The sequence below is a fragment of the Streptomyces sp. F63 genome (assembly GCF_018070345.1).
Lineage (GTDB): Bacteria > Actinomycetota > Actinomycetes > Streptomycetales > Streptomycetaceae > Streptomyces.
Genome location: NZ_JAGPXX010000023.1, coordinates 80,099 through 99,233, shown reverse-complemented (window position 1 = coordinate 99,233; position 19,135 = coordinate 80,099). Strand labels below are relative to the sequence as shown.

The following is a 19,135-nucleotide window of genomic DNA, read 5'->3' as shown; positions in this document are numbered from 1 at the left end:
CGCGGGGGGGGGGGCGCCGCCCGCCCCCCCCGCCACGTGCGTGCCGCCGGAGGCACCGGTGGCCCCCGGCGGCGGGCCCCGCCCGCTTCCTCCGACCCTTTTCCCAACCGCTTGTCGAACCCCGCCCCGGGCGCATAGCCTGGCGCCTCGCCGGGGAGGGCGAGGGCGCGAGGGCGGAGGGCCACGCCGTGAGACGTACGTCCCGGGACATCCGCACCGCGAACCGTTACGGAGTACTGCGGCAGATCATCGCCCACTCCCCCGTCTCCCGCCAGGAACTGGCCGCCGCCACCGGTCTCAGCCTGGCGACGGTCGCCAACCTCGTCGGGGAACTGCTGGCACTCGGCCTGCTCACCGAGGTGGGCTTCGAGGAGTCCGCGGGGGGCCGGCCGCGCGGGCTGGTCGCCGTCAACACGTCGGGCGGCGCTCTGGTCGGGGTCGACGTGGCGGAGACCTACGTCCATGTGGAGCTGTTCGATCCGGCGCTGAACGTCCTGGCCCGGGCCGACGAGGAGCTGCGCCCCGGCGAGAACGGTCCGCGGCAGGTCGCCGGCCACATCGTGGCGGCCGTCGAGTCGGTGACGGGTCAGGGCGGGAGGGGCAGCGGGACCGGCGGCGGGGACCGCCGGATCCTCGGGGTGGGTGTCAGCGTGCCCGGCCAGGTGGACCGCGAGGGCGGGGTCTCGGTCTACGCCCCCAACTGGGACTGGCACGAGGTCCCCCTACTGAGCCTGCTGGCCGGCCGTCTCCCCCACCCGCTGCACCTCGACAACCCGCTCCGCGCCTGCACGGTGGCCGAGTTGTGGTTCGGCGCCGCCCGGGACCGCGGCGACGCCGTCGTCGTCAACCTCGGTACGGGGGTGGGGGCCGGCCTCGCGCTCGGCGGCTCGCTCCACCGGGGCGTCACCAACAGCGCCGGCGAGTGGGGCCACACCACCCTCGTCCTCGACGGCCGTCCGTGCCACTGCGGCAACCGCGGCTGCGTGGAGGCCTACGTCGGCGCGCCCGCCATCATGCGCCGGCTGCGCGAGCTCGACCCCGGCAGCCCGCTGCTGCACCCGGGAGACCAGACCGCCACGATCGCGGCCCTCGCCCGGGCGGCGGGCGAGGGGGACCCGGTGGCGGTCGCGGCGGTCCGCGAGACGGCCCGCTTCCTCGGTGCCGGGATCGCCGACCTCGTCAACCTGCTCAACCCGGAAGTGATCGTGCTCAGCAGCTGGGTCGCCGCCCTGCTCGGGGAACACCTGCTCGGGGAGGTACGGGACGTGGTGGCGCGGCACGCGCTGGCCCGGCCGCTGGCCGGCACCGAGATCGTGCTCAGCCCGGTCCCCACCAATCCGGTCAGCCTCGGCGCCGCGACCTTCGCCCTGGAGGGTTTCCTCACCTCCGTGGGCCGCCGGCCCCGGAGCCCCGGCGCGCCGCTCCCGCCTCCGGGCGCACCCGCCGGGACGAGCCCGGCCGGCATCTGAACCCCGGGCGGCGCGGGGCCCGTACGGGGCGGCGGTGTGCCGTGCGCCGCCCCCCGCTCGTCCGGGATCCCGAACCGCCGTCCCGCGTTCCGGGGCCGTCGGCGCCTCCCGGCGAGAAGACTTCCTCCAACCCCTTGCCGAAGCCCTGGACGATGGCTAGCGTCCCGCACCACAACGGCAGTACCGCACCACGGCACCACGGCGACGAGCACCCCGACGTGCTTCGCGCAGCAGTGAGTTGAGCCGCTACAGACGGGACGTCACATGCCGGCCATCAGCAGCAGTCAGTGGGACCGCCGCGATCTCCTCCGCGCCGCCGGAGGGATCGCCGCCCTGGGCGCGCTGTCCGCCTGCGGCTCCGGCACCGGGCGCGGGGGCGGGGGTCCGGGCCGGTCGATCAAGCAGATGTACCACGCCTACGGCGAGCCGGGCACGCAGCAGGCCGCCCGGAAGTTCGCCGGGGCGTACAAGGACGCGGACGTCTCGGTGCAGTGGATACCGGGCGAGTACGAGAAGAAGCTGTTCACCGCACTGCTGTCGTCCGACGGGCCGGACGTCTTCGAGTTCCATCCGCAGATCCACATGGCGCGCGAGCGGCAGATCGTGCCGCTCGACGACATCCTCGAAGGCGTCGAGGACGACTTCAACGAGGCGGACATCGCCTCCCACACCATCGACGGCAAGGTCTACGGGGTGCGGATGATCGACGATCCGCAGTTCCTCTACTACCGCAAGTCCCTGCTGGAGAAGGCCGGAATCGAGCCGCCGGACACCCTCGACGCACTGATCGAGGCGGCCGGTGAGCTCACCACGGACACGGTGAAGGGCCTCTGCCTCGGGCAGACCCTGCAGCCGATCCAGAACCCGCTGATCTGGTCCACCGGCGCCGAACTCCTCACCCCGGACAACGAGATCGCCTACCACACCGGCGAGGTGGTCGAGGCGCTGCGCAAACTGCGCCGGCTGTACGCGGGCAGGGCCCTGCTCAAGGGCGCGCCCACCGAGCACTGGGACCCGGCCTCCTTCAACCAGGGCCTGTGCGCGATGCAGTGGTGCGGCATGTGGGCGATGCCGCAGATCCTCAAGGCCCACGGCGACGACGTCGGCATCATGCCGTGGCCGTCGTCCGGCGGTCCGAAGGGCCGCCCGGCGGTCTACAACGGGGGCTGGTCGGCATTCGTCTCGGCGAAGGCGAAGGACGTCGACGCGGCCAAGGCGTTCGTGAAGTGGCTGTGGATCGACCGGAAGGAATTCCAGCGCGAGTGGTGCCTGGACTACGGCTTCCACATCCCGCCGCGGAAGTCGGTGGCCGCCGGCGCGGAGGAGCTCGGGTCGGGGCTGGCGGCGGAGGGGGTCGAACTCTTCAACAGCGCCGGCATCTTCGACAACCCGTCCTGGACCCAGGCGATGATCACCACGCTCACCGATGTCATGGCCAACGCCGTCCGGAGCGACGGCGATCCGGAGGCCGAGCTCGACAAGGCGGACCGGAAGATCGGGCGTGAGCTCGACACGATCTTCGGCTGAGGGCGGGGCCACCACCATGGCGACACCCCTGCGACGGCCGGCCGGGCGCGTCCGGCGCGCCGCCCCGGACCGCCGCGGGCGGGCGGCGAGGCGGCCCCGGGAGGGGAGCGCGGCGGGGCGCGGGCACGCCCTCGCCTTCTGGCTGTTCACCGGCCCGTTCCTGGCCGGGCTGCTCGTCTTCGTCCACCTCCCGATCGGCTGGAGCCTGTGGCTCAGCCTCTTCGAGGCGCGCTCCACCGTGACACCCACGGAGTTCGTGGGGCTCGGCAACTACCTGACGATGCTCTCCGACGGCGACTTCCTGCGCAGTCTGGGCACCTTCACGGTCTTCGCCCTCTTCGCCGTCCCGCTCACCTTCGCCCTGTCGCTGGGGCTGGCCCTGCTCGTGCACCGCGTCCGCTTCCTGCGGGCGTTCTTCCGGTCCGCGTTCTTCCTGCCGACGGCGTGCAGTTATGTGGCCGCCTCGCTGGTGTGGAAGATGTCGGTCTTCAACGGGGTCCGCTTCGGGCTGGCCAACACCGTTCTCGGGTGGCTCGGCCTGGACTCCGTCGCCTGGCTGGCCTCTCCCGACCCGCCCTGGTACTGGCTGGTGATCGTCACGTTGCGGCTGTGGCTGCAGTCCGGCTTCTACATGATCCTCTTCCTGGCGGCGCTGCAGAACATCCCGCGGGTGCTCTACGAGGCCGCGGCCATCGACGGCGCGCGGCCCGGCTGGCAGACCTTCCGGTACGTGACGCTGCCGCAGCTGCGGACCACGTCCACGGCGGTGATCCTGCTCCTCCTCATCGCGGCCTACCAGGCGTTCGACGAGTTCTACAACCTCCTCGACAAGGCGACCTGGGGCCGGCCGCCGCTGGTCTACCTCTACAACCTGGCACTCGGCGAGAACCAGGACTACGGGCTCGGCAGCGCCGGAGCCCTGCTGCTGGCCCTGCTCATCTGCCTGGTCACCCTCCTCCAGGGGCGGTTCCTGGGCTTCGGCCGGGAGAGGGACGCGTGAGCGCGGCGCCGGGCACCGGCCGGGCGGCGGCACGGGGCGTACGCGGCACGCTCGGCGGCGCGGGGCTGTACGCGGCGCTGCTGGTCGCCACCGTGCTCTTCCTCGTGCCCTTCTATCTGATCGCCCGCAACGCGCTCGCCGCGGATGCCGAGATCACCGGGGAGACCTGGACGTTCTTCCCCACCGACCTCCAGTGGGGCCATGTCCGGGAGCTGTTCGCCGACCCGGCCGTGCCCTTCGCCCGGGCACTGTGGAACTCCCTGGTCGTCGGGGTGCTGCACACCGCGGGCACCCTGCTGCTCTGCTCCACCGCCGGCTACGGGCTGGCCCGCATCCCGTACCGGCACGCGCAGAAGGTCTTCTACCTGGTGCTCGGCACACTGATGGTCCCGGCGGCCGTCACCTTCGTCCCGGCGTTCGTCCTCGTCTCCTCCCTCGGCTGGGTGTCCAGCCTCCGGGGCCTGATCATCCCGGGGCTGTTCAGCGGCTTCACCGCCTTCCTCTTCCGCCAGTACTTCCTGGGCTTCCCCCGGGAGCTGGAGGAGGCGGCGCGGGTGGACGGGCTGAACCACTGGGGCGCGTACTGGCGGGTGGTGGTGCCCAACTCGCTGAACTTCTTCGCGGCGATCGCCGTCATCACCTTCATCGGCGGCTGGAACGCCTTCCTCTGGCCGCTGGTCATCGGCCAGGACCAGGAGTCCTGGACGGTGCAGGTGGCGCTCTCGTCCTATCTCACCGCCCAAACCGTCAACCTGCACTTGATCTTCATGGCCGCGGCGATATCCATCCTGCCCCTGATCCTGGTCTTCGTCGTCCTCCAGCGCTGGCTGGTGCAGGGCGTCGCCCGGACCGGGATCAAGGGCTGACCGAGGGAACTCATGGGCACATCTCAGGAACCGCTCAGGAACCCGCACGCCCCCACGGCCCCGGGAACCCCGGCCGGGCCGGCCCCGGGCCCGGCCGGCTCAGGCACCGGGCACCCGTCCGCCCCCGGACTCCCGTACTACGAGGACCGGTCGCCGGGGCGCGGCACCCTCCCGCCCCGCGCCTGGTACGCGTCCTCCGACGCCCGCAGGCTCTCCCTGGGCGGCGAGTGGCTCTTCCGGCTCTCCCCCACCGCCGGCTCCGAGGACGACTCCTTCGCCCGCCCCGGCCACGACGCGAGCGGCTGGGACCGGCTGACCGTCCCCGGCCACTGGGTGCTCCAGGGCCACGGCGCGCCCGCGTACACCAACACCCGCTACCCCTTCCCCGTCGATCCGCCCCGGGTCCCGTACGAGAACCCGACCGGCGACCATCTGCGCCCCTTCGCACTGCCGGCCGACTGGCCGCTGGGTCCCGGCTCCGGGGACACGGTGCTGCGCTTCGACGGTGTCGAGTCCTGCGCCCGGGTCTGGCTCAACGGCACCGAGCTGGGCGTCTTCCAGGGCAGCCGGCTGCCGCACGAGTTCGCGGTGGGGGCGCTGCTCCGGCCCGGCACCAACGCGCTGGCCGTCCGGGTCCACCAGTGGTCGGCCGGCAGCTACCTGGAGGACCAGGACCAGTGGTGGCTGCCCGGCATCTTCCGTGATGTGACGCTGCTGCACCGGCCGCCCGGCGCGGTGGCCGACTTCACCGTCCACGCCTCCTACGACCACCGCGCGGGGACGGGCACCCTGCGGGTGGACTGCCGGACCGGCGGGAACGGTACCGGCGGCGCGGGAAGCGGCGCGGCCGCCGCCCGGATCACCGTCCCCGAGCTCGGCCTCGACCTTGCCGCGGGCGAGAGCGGGACCGTCCCCGTGGAGCCGTGGACCGCCGAGACCCCGCGGCTGTACGGGGCCGAACTGGCCGCGCCCGGGGAGCGGATCGCGCTGCGCGTCGGCTTCCGCACGGTCGCGGTGGAGGACGGCGTCCTCACGGTCAACGGCCGCCGCATCCTGTTGCGGGGTGTCAACCGGCACGAGTTCCACCCGGTTACCGGGCGGGCGGTTGACCCGGACACCATGCGCCGGGACCTGCTGCTGATGAAGCGGCACAACATCAACGCCGTCCGCACCAGCCACTATCCGCCGCACCCGGCCTTCCCCGGCCTCTGCGACGAACTGGGCCTCTGGGTCGTCGACGAGTGCGATCTGGAGACCCACGGCTTCGCCGACACCGGATGGCGCGGCAACCCGGTCCGCGACGAACGCTGGTTCCCCGCCCTGCTGGACCGGGCCGCGCGGATGGTCGAGCGCGACAAGAACCATCCGTCCGTCATCCTGTGGTCGCTCGGCAACGAGTGCGGTACCGGCCCCGGGCTGACGGCCATGGCCGAGTGGATCCGCGCCCGGGACCCCGGCCGGCCGCTGCACTACGAGGGCGATCCGTCCTGCGCGGACACCGACGTCTACTCCCGCATGTACGCCCCGCACGCCGAGGTGGAGCTGATCGGCCGGCGGGCGGAGGAGCCGCTGGACGACCCGGAGCTGGACGCGCGCCGCCGCGGGCTCCCGTTCATCCTCTGCGAGTACGCCCACGCGATGGGCAACGGGCCCGGCGGCCTCTCCGAGTACCAGCGGCTCTTCGAGCGGTACGAGCGCTGCCAGGGCGGCTTCGTCTGGGAGTGGATCGACCACGGTCTCGCCCGCCGTGCGGCGGACGGCACCCCGTACTTCGCGTACGGCGGCGATTTCGGGGAGGAGGTCCACGACGGGAACTTCGTCTGCGACGGGCTGCTGTTCCCCGACCGCGCGCCCTCCCCCGGCCTGGCCGAGTACAAGAAGGTCGTCGAGCCGGTGCGTATCGAGGGCGACGGCGCGGCGGGCACCGTCCGGATCACCAACACCCACGACTTCTCCGGCCTGGCGCACCTGGCCTTCACCTGGTCGTACGAGGCCGGCGGCGAGCCGGTCGCGGCCGGCGTGCTGCCGGTGCCGGACCTGGGCCCCGGCGAGAGCGCGGAGGTGCGGCTGCCGGAGCCGCCGCGGCTCGCGGCGGGTGGGGGCACGGGCGGAGGTGCCGGGAGCGGAGCCGGTGCCGGGGAAACCGGCGACCGCTCTGGTGTCCGCTCCGGCGACCGCTCCGCCGACACCGAACGCCAGTGGACCGTCCGGGCCGTCCTCGCCGCCGGTACCTCCTGGGCACCGAGGGGCCATCTCGTCGCCTGGGCGCAGCTCCCGGCCGGCCGGCGCCCGCCGCCGCGGCCCGCGACCGGCCAACCGGTCCGCCGCGACGGGGGGTTGATCCCCCTGGGCCCGGCGGCCTTCGATGCCGCGACGGGCGCGCTGCGGCATCTCGACGGCATCCCGGTCACGGATCTGCGGCTCGACGTCTGGCGCGCGCCGACCGACAACGACGAGGGCGCGCCGTGGCAGCCCGAGCTGCGCCACGGCCCGCTCTGGCGGGCCCTGGGCCTGCACCGGATGCGGCACCGCACGGACGCGGTCGAGATCTCGGCCGACACCCTGGCCGTGCGGACCCGGGTGGCCCCCGCCGCCACCGACCTCGCCCTGCGTGCCGAATACCGCTGGACGGCGGACGCCGGGCGGCTCGGGCTGACGGTCGCGGTCGCCCCGGAGGGCGAGTGGCCGTGCGCCCTCCCCCGCCTGGGCATCCGCTTCGGCATCCCGGCCGCGTACGGCTCGGTCCGCTGGTTCGGCGGCGGGCCGGGCGAGGCGTATCCGGACACCCGGGCCGCCGCGATGACGGGACTGTGGTCGATGACGGTCGACGCACTGCAGACTCCCTACGTCCGCCCGCAGGAGAACGGCGCCCGCGCGGACGTCCGCTGGGCCGAGCTCACCGACGCCGCGGGAGCCGGCCTGCGTGCCGAGAGCGGCGGCCTCGGTGACCTGTTCTGGTTCACCGCGCGCCGCTGGACCACCGAGCAGCTGGACGCGGCCCGCCACACCCCCGACCTGGTCCCCGGCCCCCTGGTGTGGGTCAACCTGGACCACGCCCAGCAGGGCATCGGCTCCCAGTCCTGCGGACCGGGCGTTCTTCCCGCGTACCGACTGCGGGCGGAACCGGCGGAGTTCTCGTTCGTCCTCTCGCCGGTGGGGCGGACCTGACGACCTGGCGGACCGGGTGGCGAACGGCCCGCCGGGCTGCGGCGGGCCGGGGACACACCTGCTAACATCACGAGCAGTCATGCGCCTTCCCGGCCCGGATACCACATCCGCGGGGGAGGCCTTTTTTCGTGCTTCCGGACCGGACCGTTCGTCCGGAGACAAGTGCTGAGCGAACGTCCCGGTACCCCCGTACCACCGGTCCCGGCAAGCGGCGCCCGCCGGTTGACCACCCGTGAAGGAGTCCCGTGTCAGACCTGTCCCTTCGCCTCGCAAGCCCCGCCGACCGCCCCGCGGTGGAGCGGCTGTGGCTGATGTTCCGCCATGACATGTCGGAGTTCGGCGGGCCGCTGCCCAATCCCGACGGCACCTTCCGCAGCGATCGGCTCGACCATGCCTTCTCCCGGCCCGGCTGGGCGCCCTACCTCCTGACGAGCGGCGACAGCCCCGCCGGTTTCGCGTTCGTCCGCGCCCTGGACGGCCCGGCCCGCGTGCTGAACAGCTTTTTCGTGGTGCGCGGCGCGCGCCGGAACGGGGTGGGGCTGCGCGCCGCTCAGGAGATCGTGGCCAGGCATCCCGGTTCCTGGGAGATCGCGTTCCAGGACGCCAACACGGCCGCGGTGCGCTTCTGGCGCCGCGTCGCCACGGAGATCGCCGGCGACGCGTGGACGGAGGAACGCAGGGGGGTACCGGACCGGCCGGACCTGCCTCCCGACGTCTGGATCTCCTTCACCGCTCCCGGGGGGAGCCCCGGCTGAGCACCGGGACCGGGAGCCGCCGGGTCACTCCCGCTCCACTCCGGCGAGCCGCCCGTCCGGCTTCCCGGGACCTGGCCGCGGTCGCCGGTACGAGCCGGCCGCACCGGCCCGGCCGTCCTCGCGCGGTCAGTGGCCGTGCGGGGCACACATGATGACGGCCGTCCCCGCGAGGCAGACCAGGGCGCCGATGACATCCCACCGGTCGGGCCGGTAGCCGTCCGCGACGACGCCCCAGACGACCGAACCGGCCACCAAGACGCCGCCGTACGCGGCGAGGATCCGGCCGAAGCTCTCATCGCTCCGCAGCAAGGTGGCCGCCACCCCGTACAGCCCGAGGGCGATGGCACCGGCCCCGATCCGGGCCCGGCCCCGGTGCTCGCGGACGCCCTGCCGGACCAGCCAGGCACCGCCGATCTCGAACAGGGCGGCGACGACGAACAGGGCCGTGGAACGGGCGGCGGAGACGGCGGAGACGGCGGAGCCTTCTGCCGGAGGAACACGGAGACGTCCAGCCGATCACACCCGGGACGGGCCCCGCTGCTCCTCCGCACCCGGTTCCGGGAGCCGCCCGGGCCGGCGGCTCAGCCGCCGTTGATCAGGAAGAGCGCGACGAGCAGGATCCCGAGTCCGATGCCGCCCCACCACCACATGACGGCGTGCGGCCTGTTCATACCGTACGAACGTTGGTCGGATTCGCCCTTCCCCGGCCTCACGGTGACTGACTGACCTCTCTCGTTCCGGCGTTGTTCCCGCGTACCGCGAGGACCGTCACTGCTCCGGAAGGAACGGTCACGCCGGACGACGGCACGCCGCTCCCACGGCACGGAGAGCCGCCCGCGGTCGGGGTTCCGTCTTCCCACGACTGCGGGGATCATGCGATTGCCCTGGTCGGGGCGCCGCCAGGCGGCTCCGGTCCGCGCCGGCCCGGAGGCGCCGGGGCTCCGGCCGCGGGGAGAGCAGCCGGGCCCGGGGTCAGCCGGAGGTGGTGGTCCTCCCGGACGGGGACACCGCCCGGTGTGTCACGTGAGCCGTGCCGGCGGACAGGTGTACGCGGTGCTGTGTGCCGTCCCGCCAGCGGGCCGTGACCGTGCGCGCCGCGCTGTCGGCGCTCACCTCGACCCGCACCAGGCCGCCCAGCGGTGCCGGGCGGGGCTCGGCCGTGAGGCGGGCCGCGCACACGAACACGCTCACCGCCGCTCCCGTCCGCCCGGACACGGCGGGGGCCACCGTCTCCGGCGCGTACGCCGTCGCCACCGGTGGCAGCGGTGCCGCCGGCTCCAGCCCGTGCAGCGGCAGGAGTTCGGAAGCCGGGCCCGCGCCCGGGCCCGCCGCCCAGCCGGTGAGGCGCACCGGGGTGCCCGGCGGCGCGCCCGTGACGGCGTGGACGCGGACCTCCGCCGCGCCGTGCGCGAGGACGACGCTCACGACCCGGGCCGCGCCCACCCCGTGCCGGGACGCCGCCCAGCCCTCCCCCGCACCCAGCGGTTCCAGGCGGTGGCGCAGGGAGACGGTGCCGTGCTCGTCGAGCAGTCCGAAGTGGTTGTCGGGTTCCGCGCCGGGCGGGGTGGGGCCGGTGGCGGTGGAGTAGGCGAGGCGCGTGTAGTACGGGTCGTAGCGGGCGTCCTCGCTGCCGTGGTTGTGCAGCCGCACGACCCCGTCGGCGGACGTGGACTGGAGCAGCCAGTTCGGTGCGGGCAGCGCCGTGACGGCGTCCCCGCGTTCGGCCGGGCCGGGCTCCTCCGGGGCCGTCCACACCGGGTGGTCCGGCGGGAGCAGCAGGCCGAGGAACGCCTTGGCCGCCCAGTACGGGGAGGCCGGGCCGGAGTAGCGCTGGAGGACGCCCTCGTACGGGCCGTACCAGCCGAGGGAGAGCAGTCCGGTCGCCGGGTCGGCCGCTCCCCGGTCGAGGAAGTGGCGGAGGGTGCCGGAGGCCAGGCGGCGGGTGGTGCCGGGGCCGAGCGGGGTACGGCCGGTGAGGGCGCCGAGCCAGAGCGGGGCGGTGGTCGCCATGCGGTACGTGAGCGAGCGGCCCTGGTGCACCGGCGCGCCGTCGGCGCCGAACAGGCGGGCGTAGTCGGCCAGATGGGCCTCCAGCCGGGGGCCGCAGCGGTCCATCAGCAGGCTGTCGGCGGAGAGGTGGGCCTCCAGGACCGGGTAGAGGTGCAGCGCCCAGCCGTTGTAGTAGTCGAAGGCGCGGCCCGGGCCGTCGGTGTACCAGCCGCCGCCCGCGTACCAGTCCTCGATCCGGGCGAGGCCGCGCTCGCGGGCGGCCTCCGCGGCCTCGGTGGCGTGGCCGGCCGCGGCAAGGAAGCCGCCGACCGTGACGGGGAACAACTCCCAGTTGCAGGGCCACGGTTCGGCGGTGAGGGCGTCCGCCAGCCAGGCCGCGGCGCGGTCCCGTACCGCCGCGTCCAGCCGGTCCCACAGCCAGGGGCGGGTGAGGCGCAGCGCCAGGGCGATGGAGGCGGCCTCGACCAGCGGCTGGCCGCGGTCGGTGATGCGCGGCCAGTCCTCGGGGCCGTCGCCGCCGGGCCGGCGGGTGCCCGCCGCGAGGCCGTCGGCGTACCGGCCGAGCAGTCCGCGCGGGTCGGCGCCGCCGGCGCCCGCGATGCGGAAGGCAGCGAGGAGGAAGGTGCGGGCGTAGCCCTCCAGCCCGTCGGAGCGGCGGCCGGAGAAGCCCGGCCGGCCGTCGGGGACGTGGTAGAGCGCCCGGCCGGGGGTGGCGTACGGGGTGACGGCCGCGAGCAGCCCGTCGGCCGCGGCCTCCCAGTGCGCGCGGGTCCAGCCGGTCCGGGGGCTGCGGGCCCGGTCCTCGGGCGGCAGGGGGAACGGGGGCCGGGCCGCCGGCCGCTCGCCGCGGACGGGGCCGGGGCTGGGTGCGGGGCCGGGGCCGGGGCCGGGTGCGGGTCGCACGGAGAGGGCTCCTTCGTTCGGAGGACGGGTGTGTCCCGGTGGACTGCGGTCGGCGGAGCGCGCTGGCCCACCGGGGCGCGCCGGGCGGCCGGGCCGGGCGCCGGGCCACCCGGCCACCGTGCGGGCGGGTGCCCCGTGCGGTGGGCGCGGGACTGCGGGCCGGTCCCGGTGCGCCGCTTCCCCGTCCCCGGCCGGGGCCCGCCGCCGGCCGGGGCCCGTGCCCGCCGGTGTGCCCGGGGCTCGCCCGGGTGTGCGCGCCCCGGGGGGGGCGGCGCCCCGTCAGGTGCCCCGCCGCCACTGCTGGTTGGCGGCGCCCGAGCAGGCGTGGGTGATGATCTCGGCGGAGTCGGCGGTGGACCCGTGCATGACATCGAGGCATTCGCCGCTCGCGCGGGCCACCAGCCGGACGTACCCGCCGCCCGCGTCCTGCACCTGCCACTGCTGCCGCTCCGCGTCCGAGCACGCCTGCTGCTGCACGGCGGAGCCGGTCTCGGTGAGGCAGAGGGAGCTGTGCCGGGCCATCAGCTGCACGTGGCCGCCCCCGGCGTCCCGGAACCAGAACTTCTGGTTGCCGCCGCCGTTGCAGCCGTACTGCTTGAGCAGCGCCCCGGCCCGGAGCGACTGGCTGGTGACGTCGGCGCAGCGGCCGCTGTGCCGGGCGGTGAGGGTTTCGAACGGCCCGCCGCGGCCGGTGACCGTCCCGGCGCCGGTGTCGATGACGAGCTCCGGGTGGTAGTCCATGCTCATGCTGGTGGCGGACGGGAAGGACAGCGGGGCCCAGACGTACCGGGAGTCGTTGACCGTGCCGCCGAAGGAGTTGCCCCAGCGGTCGCCCATGTACAGGTAGGAGGTCCGGCCGCTGCCCTGCACCGGCAGGACGTAGGTGGTCTGCGAGCCGTAGGCGGTGGAGTCGCCGACGTCGCGCATCTCGCTCCACGGCCCGGAGATGCTGGTGGCGGTGGCGTACTTCTGCTGGTTGGGGCTCCAGCCGGTCGCCCCGGAGGTCAGCATGAAGTAGACGCCGCCGCGCTTGAAGAGGGCCGGTGCCTCGCGGTGGCCGCCGGGCCACGGGTTGGCGACGAGGGAGGCGACGCCGGTGTAGTCGTCGGTGAGCCGGTAGATGTGCAGGTCGTAGTTCTCGCGGGCCGCCGAGACCATGTAGCCGGTGCCGTCGCTGTCGGTGAAGACGGTGATGTCGCGTGACATGTGCTGTCCGAACGGCCGGAAGCTGCCGCGCCAGGTGTAGTTCCCGTCGACGGTCGCGGAGGTGGCGACGGCGGCGCGGGCCTCGCCGTAGTCGGAGCCGTTCTCCTTGTGCGCCCAGAGGACGTACTGGCCGGTGCGCTGGTTGTACATGACCTTCGGGCGCTCGATGTTGGCGCGCCGCAACTCGGGGTCGCTGGCCTGGGTGAGGATGTGGTTGCGGAACTCCCAGTTCCTGAGGTCGGTCGAGCGGTACGCGGAGACATAGCGGAAGGTGTTGTCCGCGTTGCGGTTCTCGCCGAACCAGTAGTAGTAGGCGCCGACTTTGAGCATTCCGCCGCCGTGGGCCTGCAGCGGGGCGCCGGACGTGTCGGTGAACTGGGTGGCGTTGACCACGGTCACCGGGGCGGCCTGCGCGGCGCCCGCCGGTAACAGGGCGCCGGTGAGACCGAGGGCGAGGCAGAGGGCGAGCAGCACGGCTCGCAGACGGTGGCGGTTCAACTCGGGCACGCTCCTTGGTGGGGGTGAACGCGGTCGGGCGGCGCGCCGGGCGGGGCGGCCGCGTGTGCGGCGCGGTGGCCGCGGGGCGGCGGAGCCCCGGGCCGGTCGCCGGCCACCGGCCGCCGTCGGCACTCCGCCGTCAGCCGTCGGCCGGCTGGCGGGAATCGGCGACCGGGACGCCGAAGTCGGGTGTCCCGTCCGGCGTCCACCCCAGTTCCTGGAGGCGGGTGTGCCGGTTGGGGTCGTTGAGCGGGTCGCCGCTGATCTCCCTGTACTGGCGCGCGTGGTAGACGAGCACATCGGTGCGGCCGTCCTCGGCGACGGTGAAGGAGTTGTGGCCGGGGCCGTACTGGCGGGTGGCGTCGCTGCTGGTGAACACCGGCCGCGGCGATTTGCTCCAGGAGGCGGGGGCGAGCAGGTCGGCGGAGTCGTCCGCGGTCAGCAGGCCGAGGCAGTAGTTGCTGTCGGTCGCGCTGGCCGAATAGGCCAGGAACACCCGTCCGTTGCGCCGGATGGCGGAAGGGCCCTCGTTGACCTTGTAGCCGACGGTCTCCCAGGGGTACTCGGGGGTCGTCAGCCGTACCTGCGGACCCCTCAGCGTCCAGGGGCCGGCCATCTCGGAGAGGAAGACGGCGGTGTTGTTGTCCATGCCGGGCTCGTGCTGGGCCCAGGCGAGATAGCGGGTGCCCCCGTGGACAAAGGTGGTGGCGTCCAGGGAGAAGGTGTCCCAGGCTGTGATGATGCGCCCGCGTTCCGTCCAGGCGCTGGAGAAGGGGTCGGCGTTCCGGTTCTCCAGGACCCACATGCGGATGCGCCAGACGTCGTCCGTGCGCCCGGCGGCGAAGTAGATGTACCAGGCGCCGTCGATGTGGTGGATCTCCGGCGCCCAGATGTGGGCTCCCATGCCGCCGCTTCCGTGCCGCCGCCAGATCACGCTCTCCGCGGCGTCCGCCAGCCCCGCCAGGGTCGGGGAGCGGCGCAGCACGATGCGGTCGTACTCGGGGACGGTGGCCGTGTAGTAGTAGTGGCCGTCGGTGTGCCGGTGGATGTGCGGGTCGGCGCGGTTGCGGATCAGCGGATTGGCGTACGGGGCGGCTGCTCGGGATTCCGCCGCGGAGGGCCCGGCCGCGTGGGCCGCGCCCGGTGCGCCGGCGAGGGCGCCCAGCCCCGCCGCCGTCCTGAGCACGCTTCTGCGATCGGGCACGGCACCACGGCTCATCCGGGTCTCCTGTGGGGTGGGAGAGAGGGGGGCCTGTGCGTCCGGCCCACAACTGAGCGATTTTGTTGGGATGTTAGGGCTTCTGGTGATTCCGGGTCAGCCCTCGGGACGACGGCGAAAGTTTCGGGGTGCCGCCCCCGCCGCACCGCCGGGGCCCGCCCCACGGCCCGGCTCATCCGCTGGGACATCGGTCTTCTGCGGTGACGCGGCGCGATCTACAGTGGTGGCCGGCCGCTGCCCGGCCGGTACCGCGGGGGGACTCGGGCTGTCCTGGGTGTGATCCGCGAGGCCGCGGAGCGGAAGGGGAAGGCGATGGCTCGTACCGGGAGCGCCGCGGGCCCGACCCTTGCGGTGATCGCCCGCGAGGCCGGGGTGTCGGTGCCCACCGCCTCCAAGGTCCTCAACGGCCGCGCCGACGTGGCCCCGGACACCCGGCGCCGCGTCACCGAGGTGCTGGAGCGCCTGGGGTACGTACGCCGTCCGCGTGCCGGGGCGCCGAGGGCGCGGCCCGCGATGGTCGATCTGGTGGTGCGCTCCCCCGACGGCCCCCGCGCGGGCGCGGTGCTGCACGGCGTCATGGAGGCCGCGCGCGAGGCGGGCCTGGAGGTGGTGGTCTCGGTGGCGGACGGGCCGGGCGGGCCCGGCGGCCCGGGCGGCCGGCCGACGGGTCCCGGCTGGCCGGAGAAGCTGGCGGCCCGCGGCTCCGCCGGGGTGCTGTTCCACCTGCCCGGACTCAGCCCGGGCCGGCATGCCTGGCTGGACGGCCACGGCATTCCGTACGTGCTCATCGATCCCGCACGCCGGCCGCCGCCCGGCGCCGCGTATGTCGGCGCGGACGACGAGCGGGGCGGGTCGGTGGCGACCGGCCATCTGCTGGCGCTGGGCCACCGCCGGATCGCGGTGCTCGCCGGCCGCCCCGGCACACCGCTCGGCGAGGCCCGGCTGGCCGGCCACCGCGCGGCCCTGGCGGCGGCGGGCATCGCGCCCCGGCCCGAGTACGTCCGCCACGGGGACTCCGAACGGGCCTGCGCCCGGCGCCGGACGCTCGCCCTCCTCGGCCTGCCGGAGCCGCCCACCGCGCTGTTCGCCTGCTCCGACGTGATGGCCCTCGGCGCCTACGAGGCCCTGGCCGTACGGGGGTTACGGGTCCCGGCCGACGTCAGCGTCATCGGTTTCGGCGATCTGCCGGAGGCCGGCTGGTCGTCCCCGGCCCTGACCACGGTGCGCCGGCCGCTCTCCGCGATGGCCGCGACCGCGCTGCGGCTGCTGGACCGGATGGTGTGCGGGGAGCGGCCGGAAATCCTCCGCACCGAGCTGTCCACGCGTCTCGTCCCCCGCCACAGCACGGCGCCGGCGGCCGCCCGGCCGCTCCGCCCCGTCCCCGCCTCCGGCCCCGCCTCCGGCCCGGCGGCCGGAGGCGGGCCGGAGGGCCGGGGGGACGGAACGGGCGGGTGTTCCGGGCCTGTACCCCGGGCCACCGCCGTGGCACAGTGAATCCGGCCGCTGGGAACGCTCCCACCCGGGTTGCCGCGCCTTCCCGCGCCCGGCCCGCCGGCGGACCACCGAGAAGCATGCCGTCACCAGGAATCCCCACCTCTTCCCAGGAGTCGATATGCCCCGAGGACAGCGGATCGGCCGCTTGCTCCTCGCCCTGACGCTGACCGCCGCCGTGGCACCGGTCAGCTGGGCGGCGGAGTCATCGTTCGGCGAGCGCCGGCACGACACCGGCCCGGCCCCCGCGACCGCCGAGGCGGCGCCGCTGGAGGACCTGACCGTCACCACCACCCGGGTGGCCTCCGGTCTGCAGCGCCCCACCGCCATCGCCTCGCCCGACGACGCCACCGGCCGGCTGTTCGTCACCGAGAAGGCCGGCACCGTGCGCGTCTACCATCCGGACACCGGCCTGGCCGCGGAGCCGCTGCTCGACCTGACCGGCCGCGTCAACGCCAACGACAACGAGCGCGGGCTGCTGGGCATCGCCCCGGCCCCCGACTTCGAGAAGAGCCAACTCCTCTACGCCGCCTACACCCGCCGCTCCGACAACGCCGTCACGCTCGCCCGGGTCGACGTCCGCGACGGCGGCGTGGAGGAACTCCTCACCCAGGAGCACGCCGAGTACTCCAACCACAACGGCGGCCACCTCGCCTTCGGCCCCGACGGCCACCTCTACTGGAGCATCGGTGACGGCGGCGGCTCCGGTGACCCGTTCGGCAGCGGGCAGCGCCTGGACACCCTGCTCGGCAAGATCCTCCGGCTGGACGTCGGCCCGGAGTGCCGCGCGGGCTCGGTGTCCTCCTGCGTGCCGGACGACAACCCCTTCGTGGACCGCCCGGGCGCCCGGCCCGAGATCTGGGCCTACGGGCTGCGCAACCCCTGGCGGTTCTCCCTCGACGAGGCCGACGGCTCACTGTGGATCGGCGACGTGGGCCAGGGCAGCTGGGAGGAGGTGGACCATCTGGCCGCCGGCGACGGCGGGGCGAACCTCGGCTGGTCCTGCATGGAGGGGCCGGAAGTCCTCAACGCGGAGCAGTGCGACCCGGACGCCGACTACACCGGCCCGGTGTTCAGCTATCCGTCCTCCGTCGCCGGCTGCTCGGTGATCGGAGGCCCGGTCTACCGGGGCGAGGAGTTCGCCGAGCTGGCCGGCGGCACCTATCTGGCCACCGACTACTGCTCCTCCACGGTCTGGGGCATCCGGCCCGGCCCCGACGGCTACGCCAACGCCGAGATCGGTGAGTTCCCGACCCAGGTCACGAGCTTCGGCGAGGACGAGAACGGCGAACTGTACGTCGCCAACGACCTCCCCGGGCAACTGCACCGGGTCTCGTTCGGAACGCGCTGACGCCTCCCGGCTCCGGGCGCGGCGCGAGGGACGGCCCGGTGCCGCGCCCGGGGCGCCGCCGGCGCCCGGACGGCGCACGCGGCCGCGCCGCGGAGCCGCTTCCGCCCGGGCCGGGGCCGAGGCCGGGACCGAATCACGGACCCCGCGGTTCCGCGCGGCGCCGGGCCACCGGCCCGCGCGGGTGCCGGACGGGGCTGGCCCGAACCGGTGGCCGTGCCGGGCGGCGCGCTGCCCGGCACGGACAGGGCGGACCGTTCCGGTCTCCGGCCGGGGATCCGGCCGCCGGAGGACGGACGGCCGGGCCCCCGGGGGCTCTCCCCGCACAGCGGTGATCCCCGCGCCCGGCGGCCCCGGGTTCCGCCGCCACCCGGCCCGGCCCCGCACGCGCGGCCCGCACGGCCCGGAAACACCCGGCACGCACGTCCGAACCGAAACGCCCGGCCCCGCACGGCCGGGCCCTTCCCGGCGCGCCGGCCGCCGTCAGCCGGCCGGGAACTCCACTCCCGTCAGCTCCGCGCAGGCGGCGAGCAGTCCGTCCTGTACACCCCGGTCGTACGCGGCGGGGTTGGCCCTCAGCTCCTGGCGCCGCTTGAAGTACCGGCCCGTCACCCTGGCCGCCGGCTCCTCGCTGGTGGCCAGCCACACCTGGGTCTCCGCGCCCTCCGGCAGCCCCCCGGTGGCATGGGGCCCGCCCATCCGGGTCCTGATCCAGCCCGGGTCGACGGCGTTGCTGAGGGTGCCGGCCCAGCGGCGCGCGACGGCGAACGCCAGTACCACGTCGAGGAGTTTGGAGTCCGCGTACGCCTTCATCCCGTCCCACGGCCTGCGCTCGTACTGCAGGTCGCCGAGGTCGGCGGTGCCGTCCGCCTCCAGCCCGGAGGTGAGGTACACCAGCCTGCCGGGCTTCGGCATCAGTGCGGTGAGGAGGTAGGGGGCCAGCACGTTCGTCTGGAAGATGCGTTCCAGCTTGTCCTCGGTGACACTGCGCCAGGCCGATCCCCCGCCGACGCCCGCGTTGTGGATCACCACGTCGAAGGGGCCCGCCGCGGCCGCCGCCTCCGCCAGTTCGCGGGTGCCCGCCAGCGAGGCGAGATCGCCGGTGACGACCCCGGCGGCCCGCGGCACCGCCGCGCGGGCCTCTTCCGCGCGCACCGTGTTGCGGGCGTGCAGCACCACCCGGTGTCCCGCGGCGGCCAGTGTGGCCGCCGTCTCCCGCCCGATGCCGTCCGCCGACCCGGTGACGAACACGCTGATCCCGGCGCCCTTGTCGTCCATGGTGTCTCCTCTTCCTCTGCGGCCGCCCGGCCGGTGGCGACCGGGTCCGCGGATGTGGAATGGCATGGCGTTGCGGAACGACGGTACGACGGACGGGATGCGCGCGGGGCGGCGCCCCGGCGCCCCGGCGCCCCGCGCGGCTCCGGCCACCGGGCGCGGCGGAGCGGGCCGGGCCGGGCGGGCCCCGCCACCGGCCACGGGACGGCTGCCCCGCCCCGCCCGGTTCGGCCGGCCGGCCCCATGGCGGTGGCCCCTCCGGGTGAGCCCGCCCGGAACAGCGGGACGCTCTCGGCGGAACCGCTGCCCGGAGCAGCCGTGCCGGTCGTTCACGGCACGCCGGGCGCCCGGTCCACCGCCGCGGAGCCCGGATTCCCCGCCGCGGAGAAGGGTTCCCGCG

12 protein-coding genes and 1 pseudogene are annotated in these 19,135 nt (G+C 74.9%); 8 read left to right on the top strand and 5 right to left on the bottom strand.

From position 1 onward, the window contains the following. Positions 1–188 precede the first annotated feature (188 nt). The 6 genes from KBZ10_RS21320 (at position 189) to KBZ10_RS21295 (ending at position 8,785) form a co-directional block, all read left to right on the top strand. Positions 189–1,469, top strand: coding sequence for an ROK family transcriptional regulator (locus tag KBZ10_RS21320; RefSeq protein WP_210989280.1), 1,281 nt, complete (start codon positions 189–191; stop codon positions 1,467–1,469). 264 nt (positions 1,470–1,733) lie between these two features. After that, on the top strand, positions 1,734–2,996 hold the full coding sequence (locus KBZ10_RS21315) for an ABC transporter substrate-binding protein (RefSeq protein WP_210989279.1): 1,263 nt from the start codon (positions 1,734–1,736) through the stop codon (positions 2,994–2,996). A gap of 16 nt (positions 2,997–3,012) precedes the next feature. Then, positions 3,013–3,996, top strand: coding sequence for a carbohydrate ABC transporter permease (locus tag KBZ10_RS21310; protein ID WP_210989294.1), 984 nt, complete (start codon positions 3,013–3,015; stop codon positions 3,994–3,996). Beyond that, on the top strand, positions 3,993–4,862 hold the full coding sequence (locus KBZ10_RS21305; protein ID WP_210989278.1) for a carbohydrate ABC transporter permease: 870 nt from the start codon (positions 3,993–3,995) through the stop codon (positions 4,860–4,862). Before KBZ10_RS21310 ends, KBZ10_RS21305 begins: the two co-directional genes overlap by 4 nt. Before the next feature lie 12 nt (positions 4,863–4,874). Next, positions 4,875–8,030, top strand: a complete 3,156-nt coding sequence (locus KBZ10_RS21300; protein WP_210989277.1) for a glycoside hydrolase family 2 TIM barrel-domain containing protein — start codon at positions 4,875–4,877, stop codon at positions 8,028–8,030. Between the two features lie 245 nt (positions 8,031–8,275). Then, positions 8,276–8,785, top strand: a complete 510-nt coding sequence (locus tag KBZ10_RS21295; RefSeq protein ID WP_210989276.1) for a GNAT family N-acetyltransferase — start codon at positions 8,276–8,278, stop codon at positions 8,783–8,785. A 126-nt stretch (positions 8,786–8,911) separates the two neighbouring features. Here the strand turns inward: KBZ10_RS21295 and KBZ10_RS21290 are convergent. The 4 genes and pseudogenes from KBZ10_RS21290 to KBZ10_RS21275 all read right to left on the bottom strand — a co-directional run. Beyond that, a pseudogene (locus tag KBZ10_RS21290) lies at positions 8,912–9,241 on the bottom strand (YnfA family protein); the annotation flags it as partial. Between the two features lie 516 nt (positions 9,242–9,757). Then, positions 9,758–11,608, bottom strand: a complete 1,851-nt coding sequence (locus KBZ10_RS21285) for a DUF2264 domain-containing protein (RefSeq protein ID WP_210989292.1) — start codon at positions 11,606–11,608, stop codon at positions 9,758–9,760. A 369-nt stretch (positions 11,609–11,977) separates the two neighbouring features. Beyond that, positions 11,978–13,402: an RICIN domain-containing protein gene (locus KBZ10_RS21280; RefSeq protein ID WP_374223391.1), complete on the bottom strand. Its 1,425-nt coding sequence runs from the start codon at positions 13,400–13,402 to the stop codon at positions 11,978–11,980. 139 nt (positions 13,403–13,541) lie between these two features. Continuing rightward, positions 13,542–14,621 carry a family 43 glycosylhydrolase gene (locus KBZ10_RS21275; protein ID WP_210989275.1) on the bottom strand — a complete coding sequence of 360 codons (1,080 nt, stop codon included), beginning with the start codon at positions 14,619–14,621 and terminating at the stop codon, positions 13,542–13,544. A gap of 312 nt (positions 14,622–14,933) precedes the next feature. Between KBZ10_RS21275 and KBZ10_RS21270 the strand changes: the two genes are divergently transcribed. Next, the gene (locus tag KBZ10_RS21270) at positions 14,934–16,115 is read left to right on the top strand and encodes a LacI family DNA-binding transcriptional regulator (protein WP_210989274.1); all 1,182 of its coding nucleotides are present in this window, start codon (positions 14,934–14,936) and stop codon (positions 16,113–16,115) included. A 118-nt stretch (positions 16,116–16,233) separates the two neighbouring features. Next, on the top strand, positions 16,234–17,463 hold the full coding sequence (locus KBZ10_RS21265; protein ID WP_210989273.1) for a sorbosone dehydrogenase family protein: 1,230 nt from the start codon (positions 16,234–16,236) through the stop codon (positions 17,461–17,463). 480 nt (positions 17,464–17,943) lie between these two features. On the opposite strand, the gene KBZ10_RS21260 is transcribed toward KBZ10_RS21265, so the two are convergent. Further along, a complete protein-coding gene (locus KBZ10_RS21260; RefSeq protein ID WP_210989272.1) occupies positions 17,944–18,738 on the bottom strand; it encodes an SDR family NAD(P)-dependent oxidoreductase in 795 nt (264 codons plus the stop codon). Positions 18,739–19,135 lie beyond the last annotated feature (397 nt).